Genomic DNA, 20,519 nt, shown 5'->3' on the forward strand with positions numbered 1-20,519 from the left:
CCTACCCGCCGCCCGCCCGCTGCCGTGCCTCTGGCATAATCCCTGCCTCCCCAGGAAGACACTCCGAAATGGCCGAACAACGCCGCAAGCTACTCGTTACCAGCGCCCTGCCCTACGCCAACGGCTCCATCCACCTGGGCCATCTCGTGGAGTACCTGCAGACCGACATCTGGGTGCGCTTTCAGAAGCACCGCGGGCACGATTGCCGCTACGTCTGCGCCACCGATGCCCACGGCACGCCCACCATGATCCGCGCCCGTCGGGACGGCATCAGCCCCGAGACGCTGGTGGAGCGCATGACGGCCGAGCACGAGCGCGACTTCGGCGACTTCCAGATCGAGTTCGACAACTACTACTCGACCCACACGCCGGAGAACGAGGCCATCGTCACCGACATGTACGAGCGGCTGCAGGAAGCCGGCTACATCTACACCGAGGTGGTCAACCAGGCCTATGACGAGAAGGAGGGCATGTTCCTCCCGGACCGCTTCGTGCGCGGCGAATGCCCGGTGTGCGGCGCGCCCGACCAGCACGGCGACAACTGCGAGGCCTGCGGCAGCACCTACACGCCCCGGGACCTGAAGAATCCCGTCTCGATCCTCTCGAACACCGCCCCGGTGTACCGGGACAGCGAGCACTACTTCTTCCGCCTCTCCCGCTTCGAGGATTTCCTGCGCCGCTGGATGGCCGCCTCCCAGCTCGACTCCGGCGTGGTACGCAAGCTGGAGGAGTGGTTCGACAAGGGCCTGCAGGACTGGGACATCTCCCGTGATGCGCCCTACTTCGGCTTCCGCATCCCGGGTACCGAAGACAAATACTTCTACGTCTGGCTGGACGCGCCCGTGGGCTACATGGCGAGCTTCCGCAACCTGGCCGACCGGGAGGGGCTCGATTTCGACGCCTGGTGGGGCGCCGATGCCGATGGCGAGCTCTATCACTTCATCGGCAAGGACATCGTGTATTTCCACGCGCTGTTCTGGCCGGCCGTGCTGCACGGCTCCGGCTACCGCACGCCGGATGGCGTGTTCGCCCACGGCTTCCTCACCGTCAACGGCGAGAAGATGTCGAAGTCCCGGGGCACGTTCGTCAATGCCCGCACCTATCTCGCCCACCTGGCGCCTGAATATCTGCGCTACTACTACGCGGCGAAACTCGGCCCGGGCACCGACGACATCGATCTCAGCCTGGACGACTTCGTGGCCCGGGTGAACTCCGACCTGGTGGGCAAGCTGGTGAACATCGCCAGCCGCTGCTCGGGCTTCATCACGAAGCACTTCGACGGCGAGCTGGCCGCCGAGCTGCCAGACCCGGCGCTCTACGCCGAATTCGCCGCCCGCGGCGAGGACATCGCCGCCCGCTACGAGGCGCGGGAGTTCGGCCATGCCATGCGCGAGATCATGGCGCTGGCGGACCGGGCCAACCAGTACATCGACACTCACAAACCCTGGATACTGGCGAAGGACGCCGAGCGGCTGCCCGAGGTCCGGGGCATCTGTACCCAGGGCCTGAACCTGTTCCGCATGCTGATGGTCTGGCTCCAGCCGGTGCTGCCACAACTGGCGGCGAGGGCCGCGGAGCAGTTCCGCGAGGACGAATGGTCCTGGGACGACGCGGTCCGGCCGCTACTCGGCAGGGCCATCGAACGCTACGAACCCCTGATCACACGCATCGATCGCAAACAGGTGGACGCCATGATCGACGACTCGCGCCAGGGCGGCGACAGCGACGCGGCAAAGAAAACCGAGCCCGCAGCGCCCGAGAACGACGAGATCACTATCGACGACTTCATGAAGGTGGACCTCCGCGTGGCCCGGATCCTGAAGGCCGAGCACGTGGAGGGCGCCGACAAGCTGCTGCGCCTCACACTCGACACCGGCAGCGGCGAGAAGACCGTTTTCGCCGGCATCAAGTCGGCCTATGACGCCGCGGCGCTGGAGGGCCGGCTGACGGTGCTGGTCGCCAACCTGAAACCGCGCAAGATGCGCTTCGGCACCTCGGAGGGAATGGTGCTGGCCGCCGGCCCGGGGGGCGAGGACATCTTCCTGCTCTCGCCGGACGACGGCGCCGAGCCCGGCATGCGCGTCAAGTAGCGCCGATCGCCTGAAGGCGTCGGCGCGAGCCTCTACAATAGCGGGACACTCGGGGTCCCGGACATGACCGATCTTCTCCTGATCATCGTCGCCACGGTACTGGTCAACAACTTCGTTCTCGTGAAGTTCCTCGGCCTGTGCCCGTTCATGGGCGTCTCCACGCGGGTGGAGCCCGCCGCCGGCATGGCCCTCGCCACCGGCTTCGTGCTCACGCTGTCGTCGGCGGTCAGCTACCTGGCCGAGACCTGGATACTCGTGCCCTTCGGGCTGGAGTATCTGCGCACCCTGGCCTTCATCCTCGTCATCGCCTGCATGGTGCAGTTCACCGAGATCATGGTGCGGCGCCTGAGCCCCCTGCTGCACCGGGTGCTCGGCATCTACCTGCCGCTGATCACCACCAACTGCGCAGTGCTGGGCGTGGCCCTCCTGAATACCCGTCAGGCGGAGAGTTTCGCCCAGTCGGTCGCCTACGGCCTCGGCGCGGCGGCCGGTTTCGCGCTGGTGCTGGTGCTGTTCGCGGAGATCCGCGGGCGCCTGGCGACCGCGCCGGTGCCCGCCGCCTTCCGCGGCGCGGCCATCGGGCTGGTCACGGCGGGCATCATGTCGCTGGCCTTCATGGGCTTCTCCGGTTTCGCGGGGCTCTGACGCATGCTCGGCGCCGTACTCACGCTCGCGATCCCGGCCTTCGCCGCCGGCTTCGGCCTGGCCTGGGCGGCACGGCGGCTGCCGGCTGACGAGGAGCCGCTGGTCGAGCGCATCGACGCGATACTGCCCCAGACCCAGTGCGCCCAGTGCGGCTACCCCGGCTGCCGCCCCTATGCCCGGGCGATCGCAGACGGCAGCGCCGAGATCAACCAGTGCCCGCCCGGCGGCGAGCAGACCATCCATGCGCTGGCGGAACTGCTGGGACGAGAGGCGCTGCCCCTGGATCCGGCCCGCGGCACCGAGCCCGAACCCCGGGTGGCGGTCATCCGGGAGGCCGAGTGCATCGGCTGCGCCCGCTGTCTGCCGGCCTGCCCCGTGGATGCCATCGTCGGCGCGCCCCAGTACCTGCATACCGTGATCGAGCGCGAGTGCACGGGTTGCGAGCTGTGCCTGGATCCGTGTCCGGTGGACTGTATCGACCTGGTGCCCGTCCGCCCGCCGCCGGGCGGCGGCTCATGACCGCGCCGACGGAAGGCCTGTCGCGCCTGCACGGCGGGCTCCGCCTGCCTGCGCAGAAGGCGCGCTCCACCGGCGCACCCATCCGGGAGGCGGCCGTGCCGGCGCGCCTGATCATGCCGCTCGGCGGCAAGGCCGGTTCTCTCGCCCGACCGCTGGTCGCCGCGGGAGACCGGGTGGCCCGGGGCCAGCGCATCGCCGAAGGCCGTCCGCCGGTCAGCGCCAACGTGCATGCCGCCTCGTCCGGGACCGTCGCCGCCATCGAGGACCGGCCGGTGCCGGCGCGGGACGGGGCGACGCTGCCCTGCATCCTGATCGATACGGACGGCGACGACCGCCTCCACGAGGACTGCCGCCCCCTGCCGGACTCCGTCACCCGCGACCCGGCCGCACTCGCCGGCGCCGTCGAGGCGGCAGGCATCCTCGGACTGGGGGGCGCGGCCTATCCGACGGCGCCAAAGCTTGCCGAGGGGCTGGGACAAGGCCTGGAGGCGCTGATACTGAACGGCGCCGAGTGCGAGCCCTGTATCAGCTGCGACGACCGGCTGATGCGGGAGCAGGCCGCCGACATCGTCGCCGGCGCCCGTCTGATGCTGACCATCGTCGGCATCCGCGAATGCATCGTGGCCATCGAGAGCGACAAGCCCGAGGCCTGGCAGGCCATGAAGGCCGCCGTCGCAGACGCGCCGGAGGGCATCCGGCTGGTCCAGCTGCCCACGGTTTATCCCTCCGGGGGCGAGGATCAGCTGGTCAGGCTGCTGACCGGCCGGGAGGTCCCGAGCGGCGGCCTGCCCACCGACGTCGGCTACCTGGTCCACAACGTGGGCACCGCCGAGGCCGTAGCGCGCCTCGCCGCCAGCGGCGAACCCCTCGTCAGCCGGGTGGTCACCGTCACCGGCGAGGGGATCGCCGAGCCGGGCAACTACCGGGTGCGGCTCGGGACGCCGATCGCCGAACTGGCGCTCGCCGCCGGCGGCTACACGGAGCAGGCCGCCTGCCTGATCATGGGCGGTCCGATGACCGGGGTGTCGCTGCCTCACGACGACTTCCCGGTGGGCGGCGCGACCAACTGTCTGCTGTTCACGCGCGAGCCGCCTGCCGTCTCCGGCGAACCGGAGCGCCCCTGCATACGCTGTGGCGAGTGCGCCCGGGTCTGTCCGGTGCGGCTGCAGCCCCAACAGCTCCATCGCCACGCCGGCCACGGCGGCCCCGCCGATGAGCAGGCCCTGGCCCTGTTCGGGCTCGACGACTGCATCGAATGCGGCTGCTGCGACCTGGTGTGCCCGAGTCACATCCCGCTCACCGGGAGTTTCCGCCGGGCCAAGGCAGCACTGCGGCTGAAGGCCCATGAGCGGCGCAAGGCCGAGCGGGCACGGCACCGCTTCGAGGCCCGGGAGCGGCGGCTCTCCGAGCGCCAGCAGGCCGCCAGGGAACGCCAGGAGGACGTCCGGCGCCAGGCCGGCGCCGAGGCGATACGGGAGATCCTCGAACGCCGCCGCAGCGGCCGCGACGACGAGGGCTGAGACGGTGCGTTTCGGTACGGTCCGCCTGCCGCTGCTCCGCCCGCGAACCGGCGTGGCCGCCGTGATGCGCCAGGTCCTGTATGCGCTCGCGCCCGCGGCCGCGGTCTACGTCTGGTTCTTCGGTCCCGGCCTGCTGTTCAACGTGCTGGTCGCCGCGGTCTTCTGCCTGGGCAGCGAGGCGCTGATCCTGCGCCTGCGCGGCGTGCCGGTCGCCCCGGCGCTGGAAGACTACAGCGCGGTGGTGACGGCGGTGCTTCTCGCCTTCGCCCTGCCCCCGCTCACGCCCTGGTGGGTCACGGCCACCGGCTCCGTATTCGCGATGGTGTTCGCCAAGCATCTCTACGGTGGCCTGGGCTACAACGTCTTCAATCCGGCGATGGCCGGCTACGTGGCGGTGCTGCTGTCCTTCCCCGTGGCCATGACCGCCTGGCTGCCGCCCCGCATGGGCGACCTGGACTATGAGGGCCTGTCGCTGCTGGAATCCCTCGGCTACGTGCTGGCGGGGCGCCTGCCGGAGGGTGTCACGCTGGACGCGATCACCCGGGCGACGCCGCTGGACTCGGTACGCGAGGGCCTGAGGGAGATGCAGATCTTCGCCGAGATCCGCAGCAACCCCCTGTTCGGCGACTTCGGCGGCCGCGGCTGGGAGTGGATCGACAACTTCATCGCCCTCGGCGGATTCTGGCTGCTGTACCGGGGGATCATCCGCTGGCACATCCCGGTGGCGGTGCTCGCCGGCGTGCTGGTACCCGCGACCATCGCCTCGATCCTGCAACCCGGCCTCGCTCCCACCCCCGGCTTCCACCTGTTCAGCGGCGCCACGCTGCTCTGCGCCTTCTTCATCGCCACGGACCCCGTCTCGGCGGCCACCAGCCCCGCCGGCCGCCTGCTGTACGGCTTCGGCATCGGTCTCTTCACCTGGGCGATCCGGACCTGGGGCGGCTACCCGGATGGGGTGGCTTTCGCCGTGCTGCTCATGAACATGGCCGTCCCCGCCATCGACCGCTACACGCGCCCGCGCATCGCGGGCCACGGGCGCTCGCCGTGAGCGACCGGCCGGCCAGCCTGCCGCCCTGGCGCACGGGCCTGGTGCTGGCCGTGTTCGCCGCGTTCTGCGCGGGCGCGGTCTCGCTGACCTGGGAACTCACCCGGGAGCGTATCGCGGAGAACCGCGCCGCCCTGCGCCAGCAGCGCTTCGCGCCGCTGCTCGAGGGCGTGGCGTGGGACCGCATCACCCTGGACGACCCGCTGCGCTTCGAGCCGCCCCACGAACTGCCGGGGAGGCAGCCCGCCCTGGTCTACCGGGCACTGGACCGCGAGCGGACCAGCGCCTGGATCTTCGAAGTGTCGGCCGATGGCTACTCCGGTCCCATCCGGCTACTGATCGGCCTTCGTCCCGACGGCACCCTCACCGCCGTGCGGGTGCTCGAGCACCGGGAGACGCCCGGCCTCGGCGACGGCATCGAGGCCTCCCGTTCCGACTGGATCCGCCGCTTCGCGGGACTCTCCCTCGGCGATCCGCCCGCGGACGAATGGGCGCTGCGGCGTTCCGGTGGCCGTTTCGAGCAATTCACCGGCGCCACCATCACGCCCCGCGCAGTGGTCCGGGCGGTGAAATCCACCTTGTTATACTTCGCCGCTCACCGGGATGATCTCGAGAAACGCGTGCGGGAGGACGCCGGATGAGCCAGACCGACGCCGCCACCGTCGGCCAGCAAAGCGACCCGACCGGGGAGAGCGCCGCTGTGCCCGCCGCCGGCCGCGGTAAGTGGCTGCGCAACGGACTCTGGGACAACAACCCGGGGCTGGTGCAGCTGCTGGGCCTCTGCCCCCTGCTGGCGGTGACCACGGGCGCCGTGCACGGACTCGGACTCGGGCTGGCCACCGTGTTCGTCATGACCGCCACCAACGCGCTCGTCTCCCTGCTGCGACGCTCGCTCACCCGCGAGATCCGCATCGCAGTCTACGTGCTGGTCATCGCCTCGCTGGTGACCTGCGTGGAGATGATCTTCGAGGCCTGGTTTCCCGCGCTGGACCGGGCGCTCGGCATCTTCATCGCCCTGATCGTGACCAATTGCGCCATCGTCGCGCGCGCAGAGGCCGTGGCCTCGCGTCAGCCGCCGCTGCCCGCCGCCGCCGACGGCCTGGTGATGGGCCTCGGCTTCGCCTGGGTGCTGGTCGTCGTCGGCGGCATCCGCGAGCTGGTCGGCCGCGGCACCCTGTTCGCCGACTGGCACCTGCTGACCGGCGCGGTAGCCGCGCCGTCCGACCAGGCGGGCGCCGGTGGCGGCTTCCTGCTGGCCATATTGCCGCCGGGCGCATTCCTGACCCTCGCCCTGCTGGTGGCCGGCAAGAACTTCCTGGACAGCCGCCGGCGATCCGTCCCGGCGCTGACAGCCCCGGACGGCGTGCAATGAACCGGGACAAGCGCACGGCCATCTACCGGCGGCTGCGGGATGCCAATCCCCACCCCACCACCGAGCTCGAGTATTCCACGCCCTTCGAGCTCCTGGTCGCGGTCATACTCTCGGCCCAGGCAACCGACGTCGGCGTGAACAAGGCCACCCGGAAACTCTTCCCGGTGGCCGATACGCCGGCGGACATTCTCGCGCTGGGCGTCGACGGGCTGTCCCGCTACATCCGCACCATCGGCCTGTACAACAGCAAGGCGAAGAACATCATCGGGACCTGCCGGATCCTGATGGAGGAACACGAGGGCGAGGTGCCCCGCGACCGGGCGGCGCTGGAAGCCCTGCCCGGGGTCGGCCGCAAGACCGCGAACGTGATCCTGAATACGGCCTTCGGCGAGCCCGTGATCGCTGTGGATACCCACATCTTCCGCGTCGCCAATCGCACCGGGCTGGCCAAAGGAAAGACGCCGCTGGAGGTGGAGAAGCGGCTGAGCCGGCTGACGCCGCAGGAGTTCCTGAAGGACGCCCACCACTGGCTGATCCTGCACGGGCGCTACGTGTGCAAGGCGCGCAAGCCCGACTGCCCGAACTGCATCATCGCCGACCTCTGCGAGTACCGCCACAAGACCGAGTCGCCGGAGGCGGCCTGATGCTGTTCGGCCAGGACCGCGACGAACTCCGGCGCATGTATGCCGAGGCCTGGCAGAAGGCCACGGAGTCCCGGCCGATGAGCGCGCTGGAGGCGCAGATCGCCGACGTGGTGGCCGCCCACCCGGAGTATCACGACGCCCTGGCCGACCCGGGGCTCGCGCGGGATTACACGGGTGCGGACGGGGCTGCCAATCCGTTTCTGCACATGGGGCTGCACATGGCTCTGCGCGAGCAGGTGGCCACGGACCGGCCGGCCGGCGTGCGCACCGTGTTCGACGGGCTGGCCGCACGGCTCGGCAACGCCCACGAGGCCGAACACCGCATGATCGAATGCCTGGCGGAAGCGCTCTGGGAGGCCCAGCGCGCCGGCACGGCGCCGGAGGAGAGTGCCTATCTCGAGCGACTGCGCCGGCTGACCTGATCGCTTGCGGCGGTGAAATATACGGCCGGCGCGGCCGGTCCTCTGTGATGACGACGGACCGGAACGCGATGAACCGGATGACGACGACAGCGGCACGGCAGACAGGAAGACGGAAAGGACGATGACGGAGACAGCACGGCAGGAAACCGGGACGCCGAACGGCAGCGCGCAGCGCGACATCCCCGCAGGCGCCGGCCTCGGCCTGAGGCGGGGCCTCATGCAGTCGCTGTGGGAGCGGCAGCCCGAAGAGATCGACTTCCTGGAGGTGGCGCCGGAGAACTGGATCGGGGTCGGCGGCCGGCAGGGGCGGCGCTTCCGCGAATTCACCGAACGCTATCCCGTGACCCTGCACGGCCTGTCGCTGTCGCTGGGCGCGCCCTCTCCCCTGGACGAGGACCTGCTCCGGCGCATCCGCCGCTTCATGGACCGGCACGGCATCACGTTCTACTCCGAGCATCTGAGTTACTGCGGCGACGACGGGCACCTCTACGACCTGATGCCCATCCCGTTCACCGAGGAGGCCGTGCACTACGTCGCCGCGCGCATCCGCCGCGCCCAGGAGATTCTGGGCCAGCGCATCGCGGTGGAGAACGTCTCCTACTACGCCGCCCCGGACCGCTCGCTCAGCGAGGCGGAGTTCGTGCGCGCCGTGCTGGAGGAAGCCGACTGCGATCTGCTGCTGGACGTGAACAACATCGTGGTGAACGCGATCAACCACGGCTACGACGCGGAGGACTTCCTGGCGGCCATGCCGGACGAGCGCGTTGCCTACCTGCACGTGGCAGGGCACTACGTGGAGGCCGAGGACCTGCGCGTGGACACCCACGGCGCCGCGGTCAGCGATCCCGTATGGCGGCTGCTGGCGAAGACCTACGAACGGCTGGGGCCGCTGCCGACGCTGCTGGAACGGGACTTCAACTTCCCGCCCCTGGACGAGTTGCTGGGCGAGCTCAGCCTGGTGCGCACGCTGCAGCGCGAGCCCGGGGCGCTGGCGGGCATCGAAGCGGAGGCCGCCCGTGTCTGAACGCCCGTCCTTCCAGCGCAAGCAGTACGAGTTCGCGGCCCACATCCGCGACCCGAAAGCCAACCCGGCGCCGGCCGGCATCGAGGACCGCCGCCTCGCGATCTACCGCGACCTCTTCTTCGGCAATATCTCCGGGCTGCTCGCGGCCACCTTCCGGGTAACCAGACGCGTCCTTGACGACGACCAGTGGAACGCGCTGGTGCGCGACTTCATCGCCCGCCACGAATCGCACACGCCCCTGTTCCTGCACATGCCCCGGGAGTTCGTCGAGTTCCTGGAACACGAGCGCGACGAGCCCGCCGACCCTCCGTTCCTGCATGCGCTGGCGCACTACGAGTGGGTGGGGCTGGCGCTGTCCATCGAGGAGGAGGACCCGGACCTGGCCGGCGTGGATCGGGCGGCGGATCTGCTGACGGGCGTACCCGTCGTCTCGCCGCTCGCGTGGCTGTGCGGCTATCCCTTCCCGGTACACCGCATCGGCCCGGAGTTCCGGCCGGAGGAGCCCGATGCGCAACCGACCTGGCTGGTGGTCTATCGCCGGCTCGACGACCGCATGGGCTTCCTGGAACTGAACGCCGCCACCGCGCGCCTGTTCGAACTGGCGCGCGACAACGAGGCCGGCCGCACGGGCCGGGAACTCGCCGAGACCGTCGCCGCGGAGATCGGCCACCCGCAGCCGGAGGCCGTGATCGCGGGCGCCCGCGACACGCTCGAGGAGATGGGGCGCCTGGATATCATCCTCGGTGTCCGCGGGGACTGAACCACAGACGAAGCAGAAAGAGAGACTCATGATCGGATTGCTGAACCGCCTGCAGAACCTGCTGGACGCCACGAAGGCCGTCGACTTTCTGGGCCCGCTGGCGCTGCGCCTGTACCTGGTGCCCGTATTCTGGGTGGCCGGCACCAACAAGCTCTCCAGCATGGACGACATCATCCGCTGGTTCGGCAACCCGGACTGGGGACTCGGACTGCCGTTCCCGACGCTCATGGCCTGGCTGGCCACCGGCGCGGAGGTGGCCGGCGCCGTCCTGCTGCTGATCGGTTTCGCCGTGCGCTGGATCTCCATCCCGCTGATGGTGACCATGCTGGTGGCCGCCTTCGGCGTGCACTGGAAGAACGGCTGGCAGGCCGTGCACGACCCGAGGAGCCCGTTCCCGGCAGAGAACATCGACGGCGCCATGCAACGGCTGGACAAGGCGAAGGAACTGCTGCGCGAGCACGGCAACTACGACTGGCTGACGGAGACCGGCAGCCTGGTGGTCTCGAACAACGGTATCGAGTGGGCGGCCACCTACTTCGTGATGCTGCTGGCGCTGTTCTTCACCGGCGCCGGCCGCTACGCCAGCGTCGATTACTGGATCGCGAGACGGTTCCGGCCGCAGCGAGCGGCCGTGACTGCGTCCTAGCGGTCCTTACTGCGCGGCATGTAGAGATCCGTCAGCGTGCCCTCCCAGGCCTCGGCCGCCATGGCCACGGTCTCCGAAAGGGTCGGGTGGGGATGGATAGTCAGGCCGATATCGGCCGCGTCGGCGCCCATCTCGATGGCCAGCGCCGTCTCCGCGATCAGGTCGCCGGCGTTGGTGCCGACGATACCGGCACCCAGCAGGCGGTTGGTCGACTTGTCGAACAGGAGCTTGGTAAAGCCCTCGTCCCGCCCAATGGCCAGTGAGCGCCCGCTGGCCGCCCAGGGGAACTGGGCCTTGCCATAATCGACCCCCTGCTCTTTCGCCTCCGTCTCGGTGAGTCCCACCCAGGCCACCTCGGGATCGGTATAGGCCACCGAAGGGATCACCCGGGCGTCGAAGGCGCTCTTCTCGCCGGCCGCCGCCTCGGCCGCCACCTTGCCCTCGTGGGTGGCCTTGTGGGCCAGCATGGGCTGGCCGACGACATCGCCGATGGCGTAGATGTGCGGCACGTTCGTGCGCATCTGTTTGTCCACCGGGATGATGCCGCGCTCGTCCACCTCGACGCCCGCCTTGTCCGCGTCCAGCCGGTCGCCGTTCGCCCGCCGGCCGACGGCCACCAGCACCCGGTCCCAGAGCCCCGGCTCCGGCGCGCCTTCGCCTTCGAAGCTGACCCGGACGCCGGCCTCCCGGCTCTCCATGCCGGACACGCTCACGCCCAGCAAAATTTTCTCGTAGCGGCTCTTCATGCGCTTCGCCAGCGGACGCACCAGGTCCGGGTCGGCCCCGGGCATCAGCTGTTTCATCAGCTCCACCACGGTGACCTTCACGCCCAGCGCGTCGTAGACGCAGGCCATCTCCAGTCCGATGATGCCGCCGCCCACCACCAGCAGGCGCTCGGGCAGTGGCGCCAGCTCCAGCGCGCCGGTCGAGTCGACGATGCGCTCGTCGTCCGGCAGGCCGGGGATGCGGCTGGGCTCGGAACCCGCCGCGATGACGCAGTGCTCGAACGCGATCACCCGGCGGCCGTCGTCGTTCTCCACGGCCAGCCGATGGGGCGACAGAAAGCGGCCGGTGCCGTGAACCACCTGCACCTTGCGCTGCTTCGCCAGGCCGGTGAGCCCGTCGGTGAGCCGCTTGACGGCGCCGGACTTCCATTCACCGAGTCGCGCGGCGTCGATCTCGGGCTCGCCGAAGCGGATGCCGTGCTCGCCCATCTCGGCGGCTTCCTCGATGACCCGGGCGGCATGCAGCAGCGCCTTGGAGGGGATGCAGCCCACGTTCAGGCAGACGCCGCCCAGCACCGGCCAGCGCTCGACCAGCGTCACCCGCAGGCCCAGATCTGCCGCGCGGAACGCAGCCGCGTAGCCACCCGGCCCGGCGCCCAGCACGACGAGGTCCGTCTCCAGGTCCGCGTCGGTCTCGTCGCGGGCCGCCTTCGGCGCTTCGCGGCGGCGGGACGAACGGTCTGCCGGGCCGGACGCCTGCCCGTCCCGTTCTCCTGCTTCTGCTTCGTCCTCGGCCTCCGCGACCGCTGCCTCGTCGGTCCGGGCCTCATCGGTGTCGCTCTCTCCGCTCTCACCGTCGTCGGGGGGCGCGTCTTCCGCCTCGTCAGCCGCGCCGGCCAGGCGCAGGAGTTCGCTGCCCTCGGAGACCTTGTCGCCGGTCTTCACCAGCACGGACTCGACCCGGCCGCCCCGGGGCGCCGGCAGGTCCATGCTCGCCTTGTCCGTCTCCAGCGTGACGATGGGGTCCTCGGCGGCGATCTCGTCGCCCTCGCTCACGTGCACCTCGATCACGTCGACCTCGTCGAAGTCGCCGATATCGGGCACGCGGATGATGTGGCCGTCTTCGCTCATGGCGCCGAGGCGGTGATCGTGTTGGTCATGGCGGTCATGCTCAGGGGATGGCTTCGAGCAGACCGCCGACGTCGCCCAGGGCGCCGGACAGCCAGGTGGTGAAGCGGGCCGCGTCCGCACCGTCGATCACCCGGTGATCGTACGACAGCGACAGCGGCAGCATCAGGCGCGGTTTGAACTCCCGCCCGTTCCAGACCGGCTGCATGCTCGAGCGGGAAACGCCGAGTATGGCGACCTCCGGGGCATTGATGATCGGCGTGAAAGCCGTGCCGCCGATGCCGCCGAGGCTGGAGACCGTGAAGGTGCCGCCCTGCATCTGCTCGGCGCTGAGCTTGCCTTCCCGCGCCGCGGCGGACAGCTCCGCCAGATCGCCGGCGAGCTCGTAGACGTCCTTGCGGTCGGCGTCCCGGATGACGGGAACCACCAGGCCGTTCGGCGTATCGGCGGCGAAACCGATATGAAAGTAGTGCTTGAACACCAGGTGTTCCCCGTCCGGATGCAGGGAGCTGTTGAAGCGCGGAAACTCCTTCAGCGCCTGCACGCAGGCCTTGATGATGAACGCGAGCGGCGTCAGCTTGATCCCGCGCTCCGCCGCCGTGCCTTTCAGTTCCTGGCGCCGTTCCTCCATTTCGGTGATGTCGGCGAGGTCGTGCTGGGTGACGTGGGGCAGGTTCAGCCACGACGCCTGCAGCCGGCGTGCGGAGATCTTGCGGATCCGGCCGAGCGGCTGGGTCGCCACGTCACCGTACTTCGCGAAATCCACCTCCGGGACCGACGGCAGCGCGCCACCCGCGGCGGCCTCGCCGCCGCCCTGCAGCGTCTTCTTGACCCACGACTTCACGTCCTCGGCCAGAATCCGGCCCTTGCGCCCGGTGCCGTCGACACGGACCAGGTCGACGCCCAGCTCCCGCGCCAGCTTGCGGACGGACGGGCTCGCATGGGCGCGGGAGAAACCCGCCTCGTCGATGGCCGGGAATCCGGAGGGCACGTCCCGGCGTTCGTCGGCGGAATCGGCCCGCTCGCGGCGGCCGCTGCCGGCCTGCTTTCGGGGGGACACCGCCGACTCCGTCCCTCGGCGTTTCCTGTCGGCCTCGCCGCCGCCTTCGCCATCGTCCACCGTGCGTTCCGCCTCGGCTTCCCTGGCGGTCTCGTCCGCCTGATCGGCCTGCGCGGTCTCGTCGCCGTCGCCGCCATCCTGACCGGCGCCATTGCCGGTCAGCAGCGTCAGGATCTCGTCGCCGGAACTCACCTTGTCACCGACGCTCACCACGACCTCCGCCACGCGGCCCGCCGCCGGCGATGGAACGTCCATGGAGGCCTTGTCGGTCTCGAGGGTCAGCAGCGGGTCCTCTTCGGCCACCTCGTCGCCCTCGCCGACGTGGACCTCGATCACGTCCACCTCGTCGAAGTCGCCGAGGTCCGGCACCTCGACCTTGCGCCGCCCCGGCTCGGCTACCGTATCGCCACCCGACTCTCCACCCGATCTGTCATCCGATCTGCCATCCGACTCACCGCCGCCGGATCGATCATCGTCGGCAGGGGACTTCCCGTCTCCGGCGTCGGTCCCGTCATCGGTGGCGCCGGCCTTGCCGTCGCCGGCGCTCGCCTCCTCGTCGCCCGAGGAGTCCTCCTCTCCGCCTCCGCTCGTCTCGACCACGGCGATGAGGTCGCCCTCGTTCACCGTGTCGCCCGACGAGACGCTGACCTCGACCACCTTGCCGGCCGCGGTGCTCGGGACGTCCATGGACGCCTTGTCGGTCTCCAGCACGATCAGGCCGTCTTCCACCTCGACCGTGTCGCCGGCGGAGACCAGCACCTCGATGACGTCGACATCGGAGAAGTCGCCGAGATCGGGGACGCGAATTTCCTTGCGTTCAGCCATGGCGCCGCCCTCAGAGGGTCACCGGATCCGGCTTGTCCGGATCGATGTCGTAGCGCCGGATGGCATCCGAGACCGTCTCCATATCCAGCGCGCCCTCGTCGGCCAGTGCTTTCAGCGCCGTCACCGCGATGTAGCGGCGATCCACCTCGAAGTGCTGGCGCAGCGCGGAGCGGCGGTCGCTGCGGCCATAGCCGTCGGTGCCGAGCGTGACGTACTGGCCCGGCACCCAGCGCTGGATCTGGTCCGGCACGATCTTCATGTAGTCCGTCGCCGCGATGAAGGGGCCGTCCTTATCCGCCAGACACTGGTCGAGGTAGCTGCGCCTCGGCTCCTCGGCCGGGTGCAGCTGATTCCAGCGTTCCACCTCCAGGCAGTCGCGGCGCAGCTGATTGAAGCTGGTGGCGCTCCAGATGTCCGCCGGTATGGAATAGTCCTCCTCCAGCAGCTCGGCGGCGGCGATGACCTCGCGCAGGATCGTGCCGGCGCCCATCAGCTGCACGCGTACCTTGCCCCGCCCGCCGATCTTCAGCAGGTACAAGCCCTTCAGGATGCCGTCCTCCACGCCCTTCGGCATGGGCGGATGGACGTAGTTCTCGTTCATGCAGGTGATGTAGTAGAAGACATTCTCCTGCTCGTGCAGCATGCGCCGCAGCCCGTCCTGGATGATCACCGCCAGCTCGTAGGCGTAGGTGGGATCGTAGGACAGGCAGTTCGGCACGGTGGACGACAGCACCAGGCTGTGTCCGTCCTGATGCTGCAGACCCTCGCCGGCCAGCGTAGTGCGTCCGGCCGTGCCGCCCATCAGGAAGCCCCGCGACTGCATGTCGCCGCCGGCCCAGATGAAGTCGCCGATGCGCTGGAAGCCGAACATGGAATAGAAGATGTAGAAGGGGATCATCGGCCGGTCGTGATTGCTGTAGGCCGTGCCCGCAGCCGCCCAGGAGCAGAACGAGCCGGCCTCGTTGATGCCCTCCTCCAGGATCTGGCCCTTCTTGTCTTCCTTGTAGTACATCAGCTGGTCGGCGTCCTGGGGCGTGTAGAGCTGACCCTTGGAGGAATAGATGCCCACCTGGCGGAACATGCCCTCCATGCCGAAGGTACGCGCCTCGTCGGGGACGATGGGCACGACGTACTTGCCGATGCTCTTATCCCGGATCAGCGTCGTCAGCAGGCGGATGAACGCCATGGTGGTCGAGGCCTCGCGCTCGCCCGTGCCCTCCAGCTGACTCGAGAAGGTCTCCAGCTGTGGCACCTGCAGGGATTCGGAGCGGGTCCGGCGCTGCGGAAGGTAACCGCCCAGCTTCCGCCGCCGCTCGTGCAGGTACTCTATCTCGTCGCTGTCCTCCGGCGGCCTGCAGAACGGCACCTTGGGAATGTCCTCGTCGGAGACCGGGATGTTGAAGCGGTCGCGGAATTCCTTCAGCGCCTCGTCGTCCAGCTTCTTCTGCTGGTGGGCGGGGTTCGCGCTCTCGCCGCCGGACTCGCCCATACCGTAGCCCTTCACGGTCTTGGCCAGGATGACGGTCGGACGGCCCTTGCTGCGCACGGCCTTCTCGTACGCCGCGTAGACCTTGATGGGATCGTGGCCGCCCCGGTTGAGACGCCAGACCTCCTCGTCCGACATGTTGGCCACCATCTCCTTCAGCTCCGGGTACTTGCCGAAGAAGTGCTCGCGGGTATAGGCGCCGCCCTTGTTCTTATAGGCCTGGTATTCGCCGTCCACCGTCTCGTCCATGACGCGGCGGAGCAGGCCGTCGGTGTCCTTGGCCAGCAGGGGGTCCCAGCGCGAGCCCCAGATCACCTTGATCACGTCCCAACCGGCGCCGCCGAACGCCGCCTCCAGTTCCTGGATGATCTTGCCGTTGCCGCGCACGGGTCCGTCGAGGCGCTGCAGGTTGCAGTTGATGACGAATATGAGGTTGTCCAGTCCCTCGCGCACGGCCATCGTGATGGCACCCATGGCCTCCGGCTCGTCCATCTCCCCGTCGCCGAGGAAGCACCACACCTTGCGGTCGCTCTCCGGGATCAGGCCGCGATGCTCCAGGTAACGCATGAACCGGGCCTGATACAGCGCCATCATCGGGCCGAGACCCATGGATACCGTGGGGAACTGCCAGAACTCCGGCATGAGCCAGGGATGCGGATACGACGACAGGCCGCCGCCGCCCACCTCCATGCGGAAGCGCTGCAGCTGCGCGCCGGTGAGACGCCCCTCGAGATAGGCGCGCGAGTAGATACCCGGCGCGGAATGGCCCTGGATGAAGACCAGGTCGCCGCCGTTCTGCTCGGAAGGCGCGCGCCAGAAGTGATTGAAGCCCACTTCATAGAGCGTGGCCGAGGACGCATAGGAGGCGATGTGCCCGCCGTATTCGCTGCTGGCCCGGTTCGCGAGCACGACCATGGCCATCGCGTTCCAGCGGATGTACGCCTCGATGCGCCGCTCGAGGGAGCGGTCGCCGGGGTACTCCGGCTGCTGGCCCGGCGAGATGGTATTCAGGTAGGCGGTGTTCGGGCTGTACGGCAGATAGGCACCGGAGCGGCGTGCGAAGTCGATCATCCGGTTCAGCAGGAAATGGGCCCGCTCGGGGCCGTGGACCTTCAGCACCGAGTCGATGGACTCGAGCCATTCCCGGGTCTCTGTCGGGTCGGTATCGTCGAAAGGACTTTTTGCACTCATGCCTGATGCCGTTTCTTGCCTGATGCCGTTTATCCGCCGCCGCCGCGGCCGTGATGAATTGGCGGAGGTCACCTGCTAGGATGGCGCTTCTTCTTCGCCCCGCTCCGCCCGCCAGAGGTTGGGAGCGTATGTTCGACCTTTGCCGGAGACAGGTCAAGGCGCCCCGGAGGAACCTCGAATGGCCACAGTGCTGCCGCCGGACTCTTCGATACGCGTCATCCAGTCGACGAAGAAGCCGCTGCTGAAGGACTACGAGAATCTCGATCAACTGCTGGTGGTGTTGCCGAGCGGTGCGGGCGAGAGCGACTGGTCCGCCGTGCCGCGGGGCGCCCGGCTGAGCAGGATCGCCCGCCGTCGCGATGCATCCGACGTGCCGCTGGTCACGAGCCGTCTGGACAACAAGGCGCAGACCACCGTACTGGTGGCCATGGTGTCGCCGGAAGCGAGTGCCTTCGAGCGCGGCACGGCCGCACGCCGACTGGCGGAGGCCGCTCTGGCGGAAGATCCTGCACGGCTCGCGGTGCTCGTGAGCGGCTTTCCCGAAGAATTCACCGCTGCCGTGGTGCGCGACCAGCTGCTGGCACTGCTGCTCGCCGCCTTTCGCCTGCCGGTCTTCCGGCAGAAGGCGCCGAAGCCGCGGCGGCTCTCCACCATCAGACTGTTGGGTCTGGCCGAACGGATCGACGCCGACCGGGTGCAGGCCGAGGCCGCGGGCAACAACCTGGCCCGCTGGCTGACCGCGTTGCCGCCCAACCTGGGTGACGCCAGGGCTCTCCGGGTCGCCGCCGCAGAACTCGCCGAGCGGCACGGCTGGCACTACGAGTTCCTCGATACGACTCAACTGGAGGACCGTGGAGCCGGTGCGTTCCTGGCCGTCGCCCGCGGTAACGACAACGAGGATGCGGGCATCGTCCGTCTGTCCTGGCGCCCGGAGGCCGCCGGCGACGCCCCCGCCGTCGCCCTGGTCGGCAAGGGCATCGTCTTCGATACCGGCGGCACGAATCTCAAACCCGCCGGCGGCATGCTGGACATGCACGGAGACATGCAGGGTGCCGCCGTCGCCCTCGGCAGCCTGCTCGCCCTGACGCTGCTGGAGGCGCCGTTCGCCGTCGACTGCTGGCTGGCGCTGACCGAAAACCGTACGGGTCCCCGGGCCTACAAACAGCAGGACGTGGTCACAGCCGTCAACGGCAAGACGATCCAGGTGATCCACACGGACGCCGAGGGCCGGATGGTGCTCGCCGACACGCTGGCGCTGGCCGGCGAGGCGGGACCCGCGACGATCATCGATTACGCGACGCTCACCGGTACCTGCGTGAGCGCGCTCACCACGCGCTACAGCGGCGTATTCACGAACCGTCCGTCCCTGCATCCCCTGCTGAAGCGCGCCGGCGAGGCGAGCGGCGAGCGCGTCTGGCCGTTTCCGGTCACCGACGAATTCCGTGACGAGCTGAAGAGCGAGGTGGCGGACCTGAAGCAATGCCTGCCGGCGGGCGCCGGCGACCACATCATGGCCGCGGCCCTGCTGCGGGAGTTCGTGCCCCGGCAGAGCACCTGGATCCACATCGACCTCAGTGCCTCGAGCCACGAGGGCGGGCTGGGCCACGCGCCCACCAAGGTCACCGGCTTCGGGGTCCGTTACACGCTCGGCCTGCTGCTGGACCTGGCCGAGACGCCCGGCCGGCCCGGCAACTGACCCGCATGGGGAAAGCGAACGAACAGTTCGAGTCGGCGCCGGTCGCCAACCGCTTCCGCGGCTTCCTGCCGGTGGTGGTCGACGTCGAAACGGGCGGTTTCAATGCGGACACCGACGCGCTGCTCGAGATCGCCGCCGTGCTGCTGGAGATGGACGACGCCGGGCGCATGGGACGCAGCGAGACTCACCGTTATCACGTGAAGCCCTTCGACGGCGCCAATCTCGAGGCGGCGTCGCTGGCCGTCAACGGCATCGACCCCTGGCATCCGCTGCGCCCGGCCATCGACGAGCGGGACGCCCTGCAGCGGGTGTTCCGGGAAGTGCGGCGGGCCATCCGCGAGACCGGCTGCACCCGGGCCGTGCTGGTGGGCCACAATGCCTTCTTCGATCTGAGTTTCCTGAATGCCGCGGTACGGCGGACGGGGCTGAAGCGCAACCCGTTCCATCCGTTCTCCAGCTTCGACACGGCGACGCTGGGCGGCGTCGTCTTCGGACAGACGGTTCTGGCGCGCGCGGTGACTGCCGCGGGGCTGGACTGGGACGAATCCCGGGCCCATTCCGCGGCCTACGACGCGGAACGGACAGCGGATCTCTTCTGCGAGATCGTCAACCGGGTGCAGGGCGTATATCGGGACACGCTGGCCGGCGGCTGAGCGCCGCCGCCCTCAGGCGGCGACGTCGTCGAGCATCTGCTTGAGCTCGCCGGAGTGGTACATCTCCACGGCGATATCCGACCCGCCGATGAGCTCACCGCGGATGTAGAGCTGGGGGTAGGTCGGCCAGTTCGAGTAGCTCTTCAGCGCCTCGCGCAGCTCCGGATCCTCCAGGATATTCACATATGCGAATTCCTTTCCGCAGGCCTTCAGTGCCGCCACCGACTGGGCGGAGAAACCGCACTGCGGGAAATCCGGCGTCCCTTTCATGTACAGCAGGATCGGATTCTCGCTGATCTGCTGTTTGATCCTTTCGATTACGTCCATTGCCCGTCTACCTCCTTTGCTCTGGTTCAGTTGCCCTTGTTGACTCGCTAAGGGCGCGCCTTCACGGCGAGGCGGTTGTCCACCGCCAAGACTCCCGGGACGGCGGCGGCCAGCCGGCCAGCTCTGTCCCGCTCGGCGAAACTCGCCACGAAACCGCTCAGCGTCACTCGCCCTGCGGCCGTCATCACATCGATGCCCGTCGCCTCCACAGACGTATCGGCCACCAGCCTCGAGCGTACTGCGGCCGTGACCTCGGCATCGCCGATAGATCGCGTGGTGCCGGCCCCCGCGGCGCTCTCGGTCGCGGTGCCGGCCTGGCCATTCGCCCGGCCACTCGTCTGGCCGTCGCCGATCAGCATGGCCGTGCAGCCGGTCAGGCCGAAGGCGGCCAGCAGGAGCGGAAGCAGGAGGGTGGCGGAGCGCGCGGCGTTCATGGGACCTCAGGGGCCTGCCCTCCGCGCCGCGGCGCGGCCGGGCAGCGCCTCCACGACACGCCATTGCTCTTCCGGGCTGAGCATGGACCAGGCGCCGATTTCGTCGAGGGTGCGCAGACAGCCCGTGCAGACGTCCCGCTCGTCCAGCGTACAGATATTCACGCAGGGCGAGGCCGGGCGTCTCGGCGGCGGCTCGTTCATCACTGTCTGGTCCAATCCTGGCGGCTGCCGATCATCAAACATTTGTAGTGGATTATACGTATGTTGGCGCTTGTGACCAGAGACGCTCTGGCGTATCGTCGCGGCG

Annotated in this window: 20 protein-coding genes; 14 read left to right on the top strand and 6 right to left on the bottom strand. The window is 69.1% G+C overall.

Annotated elements, in window-relative coordinates; genetic code table 11:
• Positions 1-68: 68 nt before the first annotated feature.
• From metG to ACJMKZ_RS13080, 12 genes are all read left to right on the top strand, one after another.
• Positions 69-2,090, top strand: coding sequence for a methionine--tRNA ligase (gene metG, locus ACJMKZ_RS13025; RefSeq protein ID WP_405233636.1), 2,022 nt, complete (start codon positions 69-71; stop codon positions 2,088-2,090).
• Positions 2,091-2,153: 63 nt separating this feature from the next.
• Positions 2,154-2,735: an electron transport complex subunit RsxA gene (gene rsxA, locus ACJMKZ_RS13030; protein WP_405233637.1), complete on the top strand. Its 582-nt coding sequence runs from the start codon at positions 2,154-2,156 to the stop codon at positions 2,733-2,735.
• A 3-nt stretch (positions 2,736-2,738) separates the two neighbouring features.
• Positions 2,739-3,254 (top strand): electron transport complex subunit RsxB, encoded by a 516-nt coding sequence (gene rsxB, locus ACJMKZ_RS13035; RefSeq protein WP_405233638.1) that lies wholly within the window; start codon positions 2,739-2,741, stop codon positions 3,252-3,254.
• Positions 3,251-4,774 carry an electron transport complex subunit RsxC gene (gene rsxC / locus ACJMKZ_RS13040; RefSeq protein WP_405233639.1) on the top strand — a complete coding sequence of 508 codons (1,524 nt, stop codon included), beginning with the start codon at positions 3,251-3,253 and terminating at the stop codon, positions 4,772-4,774. Before rsxB ends, rsxC begins: the two co-directional genes overlap by 4 nt.
• A 4-nt stretch (positions 4,775-4,778) precedes the next feature.
• Complete coding sequence (locus tag ACJMKZ_RS13045; RefSeq protein ID WP_405233640.1) at positions 4,779-5,822, top strand: RnfABCDGE type electron transport complex subunit D; 1,044 nt, start codon at positions 4,779-4,781, stop codon at positions 5,820-5,822.
• Positions 5,819-6,460: an RnfABCDGE type electron transport complex subunit G gene (locus tag ACJMKZ_RS13050; protein WP_405233641.1), complete on the top strand. Its 642-nt coding sequence runs from the start codon at positions 5,819-5,821 to the stop codon at positions 6,458-6,460. The genes ACJMKZ_RS13045 and ACJMKZ_RS13050 overlap by 4 nt, the downstream gene beginning before the upstream one ends.
• Complete coding sequence (rsxE, locus tag ACJMKZ_RS13055) at positions 6,457-7,191, top strand: electron transport complex subunit RsxE (RefSeq protein WP_405233642.1); 735 nt, start codon at positions 6,457-6,459, stop codon at positions 7,189-7,191. The genes ACJMKZ_RS13050 and rsxE overlap by 4 nt, the downstream gene beginning before the upstream one ends.
• On the top strand, positions 7,188-7,835 hold the full coding sequence (nth, locus tag ACJMKZ_RS13060; RefSeq protein WP_405233643.1) for an endonuclease III: 648 nt from the start codon (positions 7,188-7,190) through the stop codon (positions 7,833-7,835). Before rsxE ends, nth begins: the two co-directional genes overlap by 4 nt.
• On the top strand, positions 7,835-8,257 hold the full coding sequence (locus tag ACJMKZ_RS13065) for a DUF1841 family protein (protein ID WP_405233644.1): 423 nt from the start codon (positions 7,835-7,837) through the stop codon (positions 8,255-8,257). Before nth ends, ACJMKZ_RS13065 begins: the two co-directional genes overlap by 1 nt.
• Positions 8,258-8,378: 121 nt before the next feature.
• Positions 8,379-9,281: an HvfB family MNIO-type RiPP peptide maturase gene (locus tag ACJMKZ_RS13070; RefSeq protein ID WP_405233645.1), complete on the top strand. Its 903-nt coding sequence runs from the start codon at positions 8,379-8,381 to the stop codon at positions 9,279-9,281.
• Positions 9,274-10,041, top strand: a complete 768-nt coding sequence (locus ACJMKZ_RS13075; protein WP_405233646.1) for an HvfC family RiPP maturation protein — start codon at positions 9,274-9,276, stop codon at positions 10,039-10,041. Before ACJMKZ_RS13070 ends, ACJMKZ_RS13075 begins: the two co-directional genes overlap by 8 nt.
• A gap of 28 nt (positions 10,042-10,069) precedes the next feature.
• Positions 10,070-10,687: an HvfX family Cu-binding RiPP maturation protein gene (locus ACJMKZ_RS13080; protein WP_405233647.1), complete on the top strand. Its 618-nt coding sequence runs from the start codon at positions 10,070-10,072 to the stop codon at positions 10,685-10,687.
• On the opposite strand, the gene lpdA is transcribed toward ACJMKZ_RS13080, so the two are convergent.
• Genes lpdA through aceE form a run of 3 tightly spaced genes read right to left on the bottom strand, consistent with a single transcriptional unit; the run spans position 10,684 to position 17,102 of the window.
• Positions 10,684-12,543, bottom strand: coding sequence for a dihydrolipoyl dehydrogenase (gene lpdA, locus ACJMKZ_RS13085; protein ID WP_405233648.1), 1,860 nt, complete (start codon positions 12,541-12,543; stop codon positions 10,684-10,686). The two genes, ACJMKZ_RS13080 and lpdA, sit on opposite strands and share 4 nt — an antisense overlap.
• 40 nt (positions 12,544-12,583) lie before the next feature.
• Positions 12,584-14,425 (bottom strand): dihydrolipoyllysine-residue acetyltransferase, encoded by a 1,842-nt coding sequence (gene aceF, locus ACJMKZ_RS13090; protein WP_405233649.1) that lies wholly within the window; start codon positions 14,423-14,425, stop codon positions 12,584-12,586.
• A 10-nt stretch (positions 14,426-14,435) separates the two neighbouring features.
• Positions 14,436-17,102: a pyruvate dehydrogenase (acetyl-transferring), homodimeric type gene (gene aceE / locus ACJMKZ_RS13095; protein WP_405233650.1), complete on the bottom strand. Its 2,667-nt coding sequence runs from the start codon at positions 17,100-17,102 to the stop codon at positions 14,436-14,438.
• Between the two features lie 178 nt (positions 17,103-17,280).
• Between aceE and ACJMKZ_RS13100 the strand changes: the two genes are divergently transcribed.
• Both ACJMKZ_RS13100 and rnt read left to right on the top strand, forming a co-directional pair.
• Positions 17,281-18,798 (top strand): M17 family metallopeptidase, encoded by a 1,518-nt coding sequence (locus ACJMKZ_RS13100; protein ID WP_405233651.1) that lies wholly within the window; start codon positions 17,281-17,283, stop codon positions 18,796-18,798.
• Positions 18,799-18,803: 5 nt separating this feature from the next.
• Entirely contained in the window at positions 18,804-19,451 is a 648-nt protein-coding gene (gene rnt, locus ACJMKZ_RS13105) for a ribonuclease T (protein ID WP_405233652.1), read from the top strand.
• Between the two features lie 12 nt (positions 19,452-19,463).
• Here the strand turns inward: rnt and grxD are convergent, their stop codons facing one another.
• From grxD to ACJMKZ_RS13120, 3 genes are read right to left on the bottom strand one after another with little or no spacing between them, the layout of a single operon-like run.
• Positions 19,464-19,778 carry a Grx4 family monothiol glutaredoxin gene (gene grxD, locus ACJMKZ_RS13110; protein ID WP_405233653.1) on the bottom strand — a complete coding sequence of 105 codons (315 nt, stop codon included), beginning with the start codon at positions 19,776-19,778 and terminating at the stop codon, positions 19,464-19,466.
• Positions 19,779-19,825: 47 nt separating this feature from the next.
• Entirely contained in the window at positions 19,826-20,212 is a 387-nt protein-coding gene (locus ACJMKZ_RS13115) for a BON domain-containing protein (protein WP_405233654.1), read from the bottom strand.
• A 6-nt stretch (positions 20,213-20,218) separates the two neighbouring features.
• A complete protein-coding gene (locus ACJMKZ_RS13120; protein ID WP_405233655.1) occupies positions 20,219-20,428 on the bottom strand; it encodes a DUF1289 domain-containing protein in 210 nt (69 codons plus the stop codon).
• Positions 20,429-20,519 lie beyond the last annotated feature (91 nt).

The organism is Lentisalinibacter salinarum, from assembly GCF_040706555.1.
Classification (GTDB): Bacteria; Pseudomonadota; Gammaproteobacteria; order Steroidobacterales; family Woeseiaceae; genus Lentisalinibacter; species Lentisalinibacter salinarum.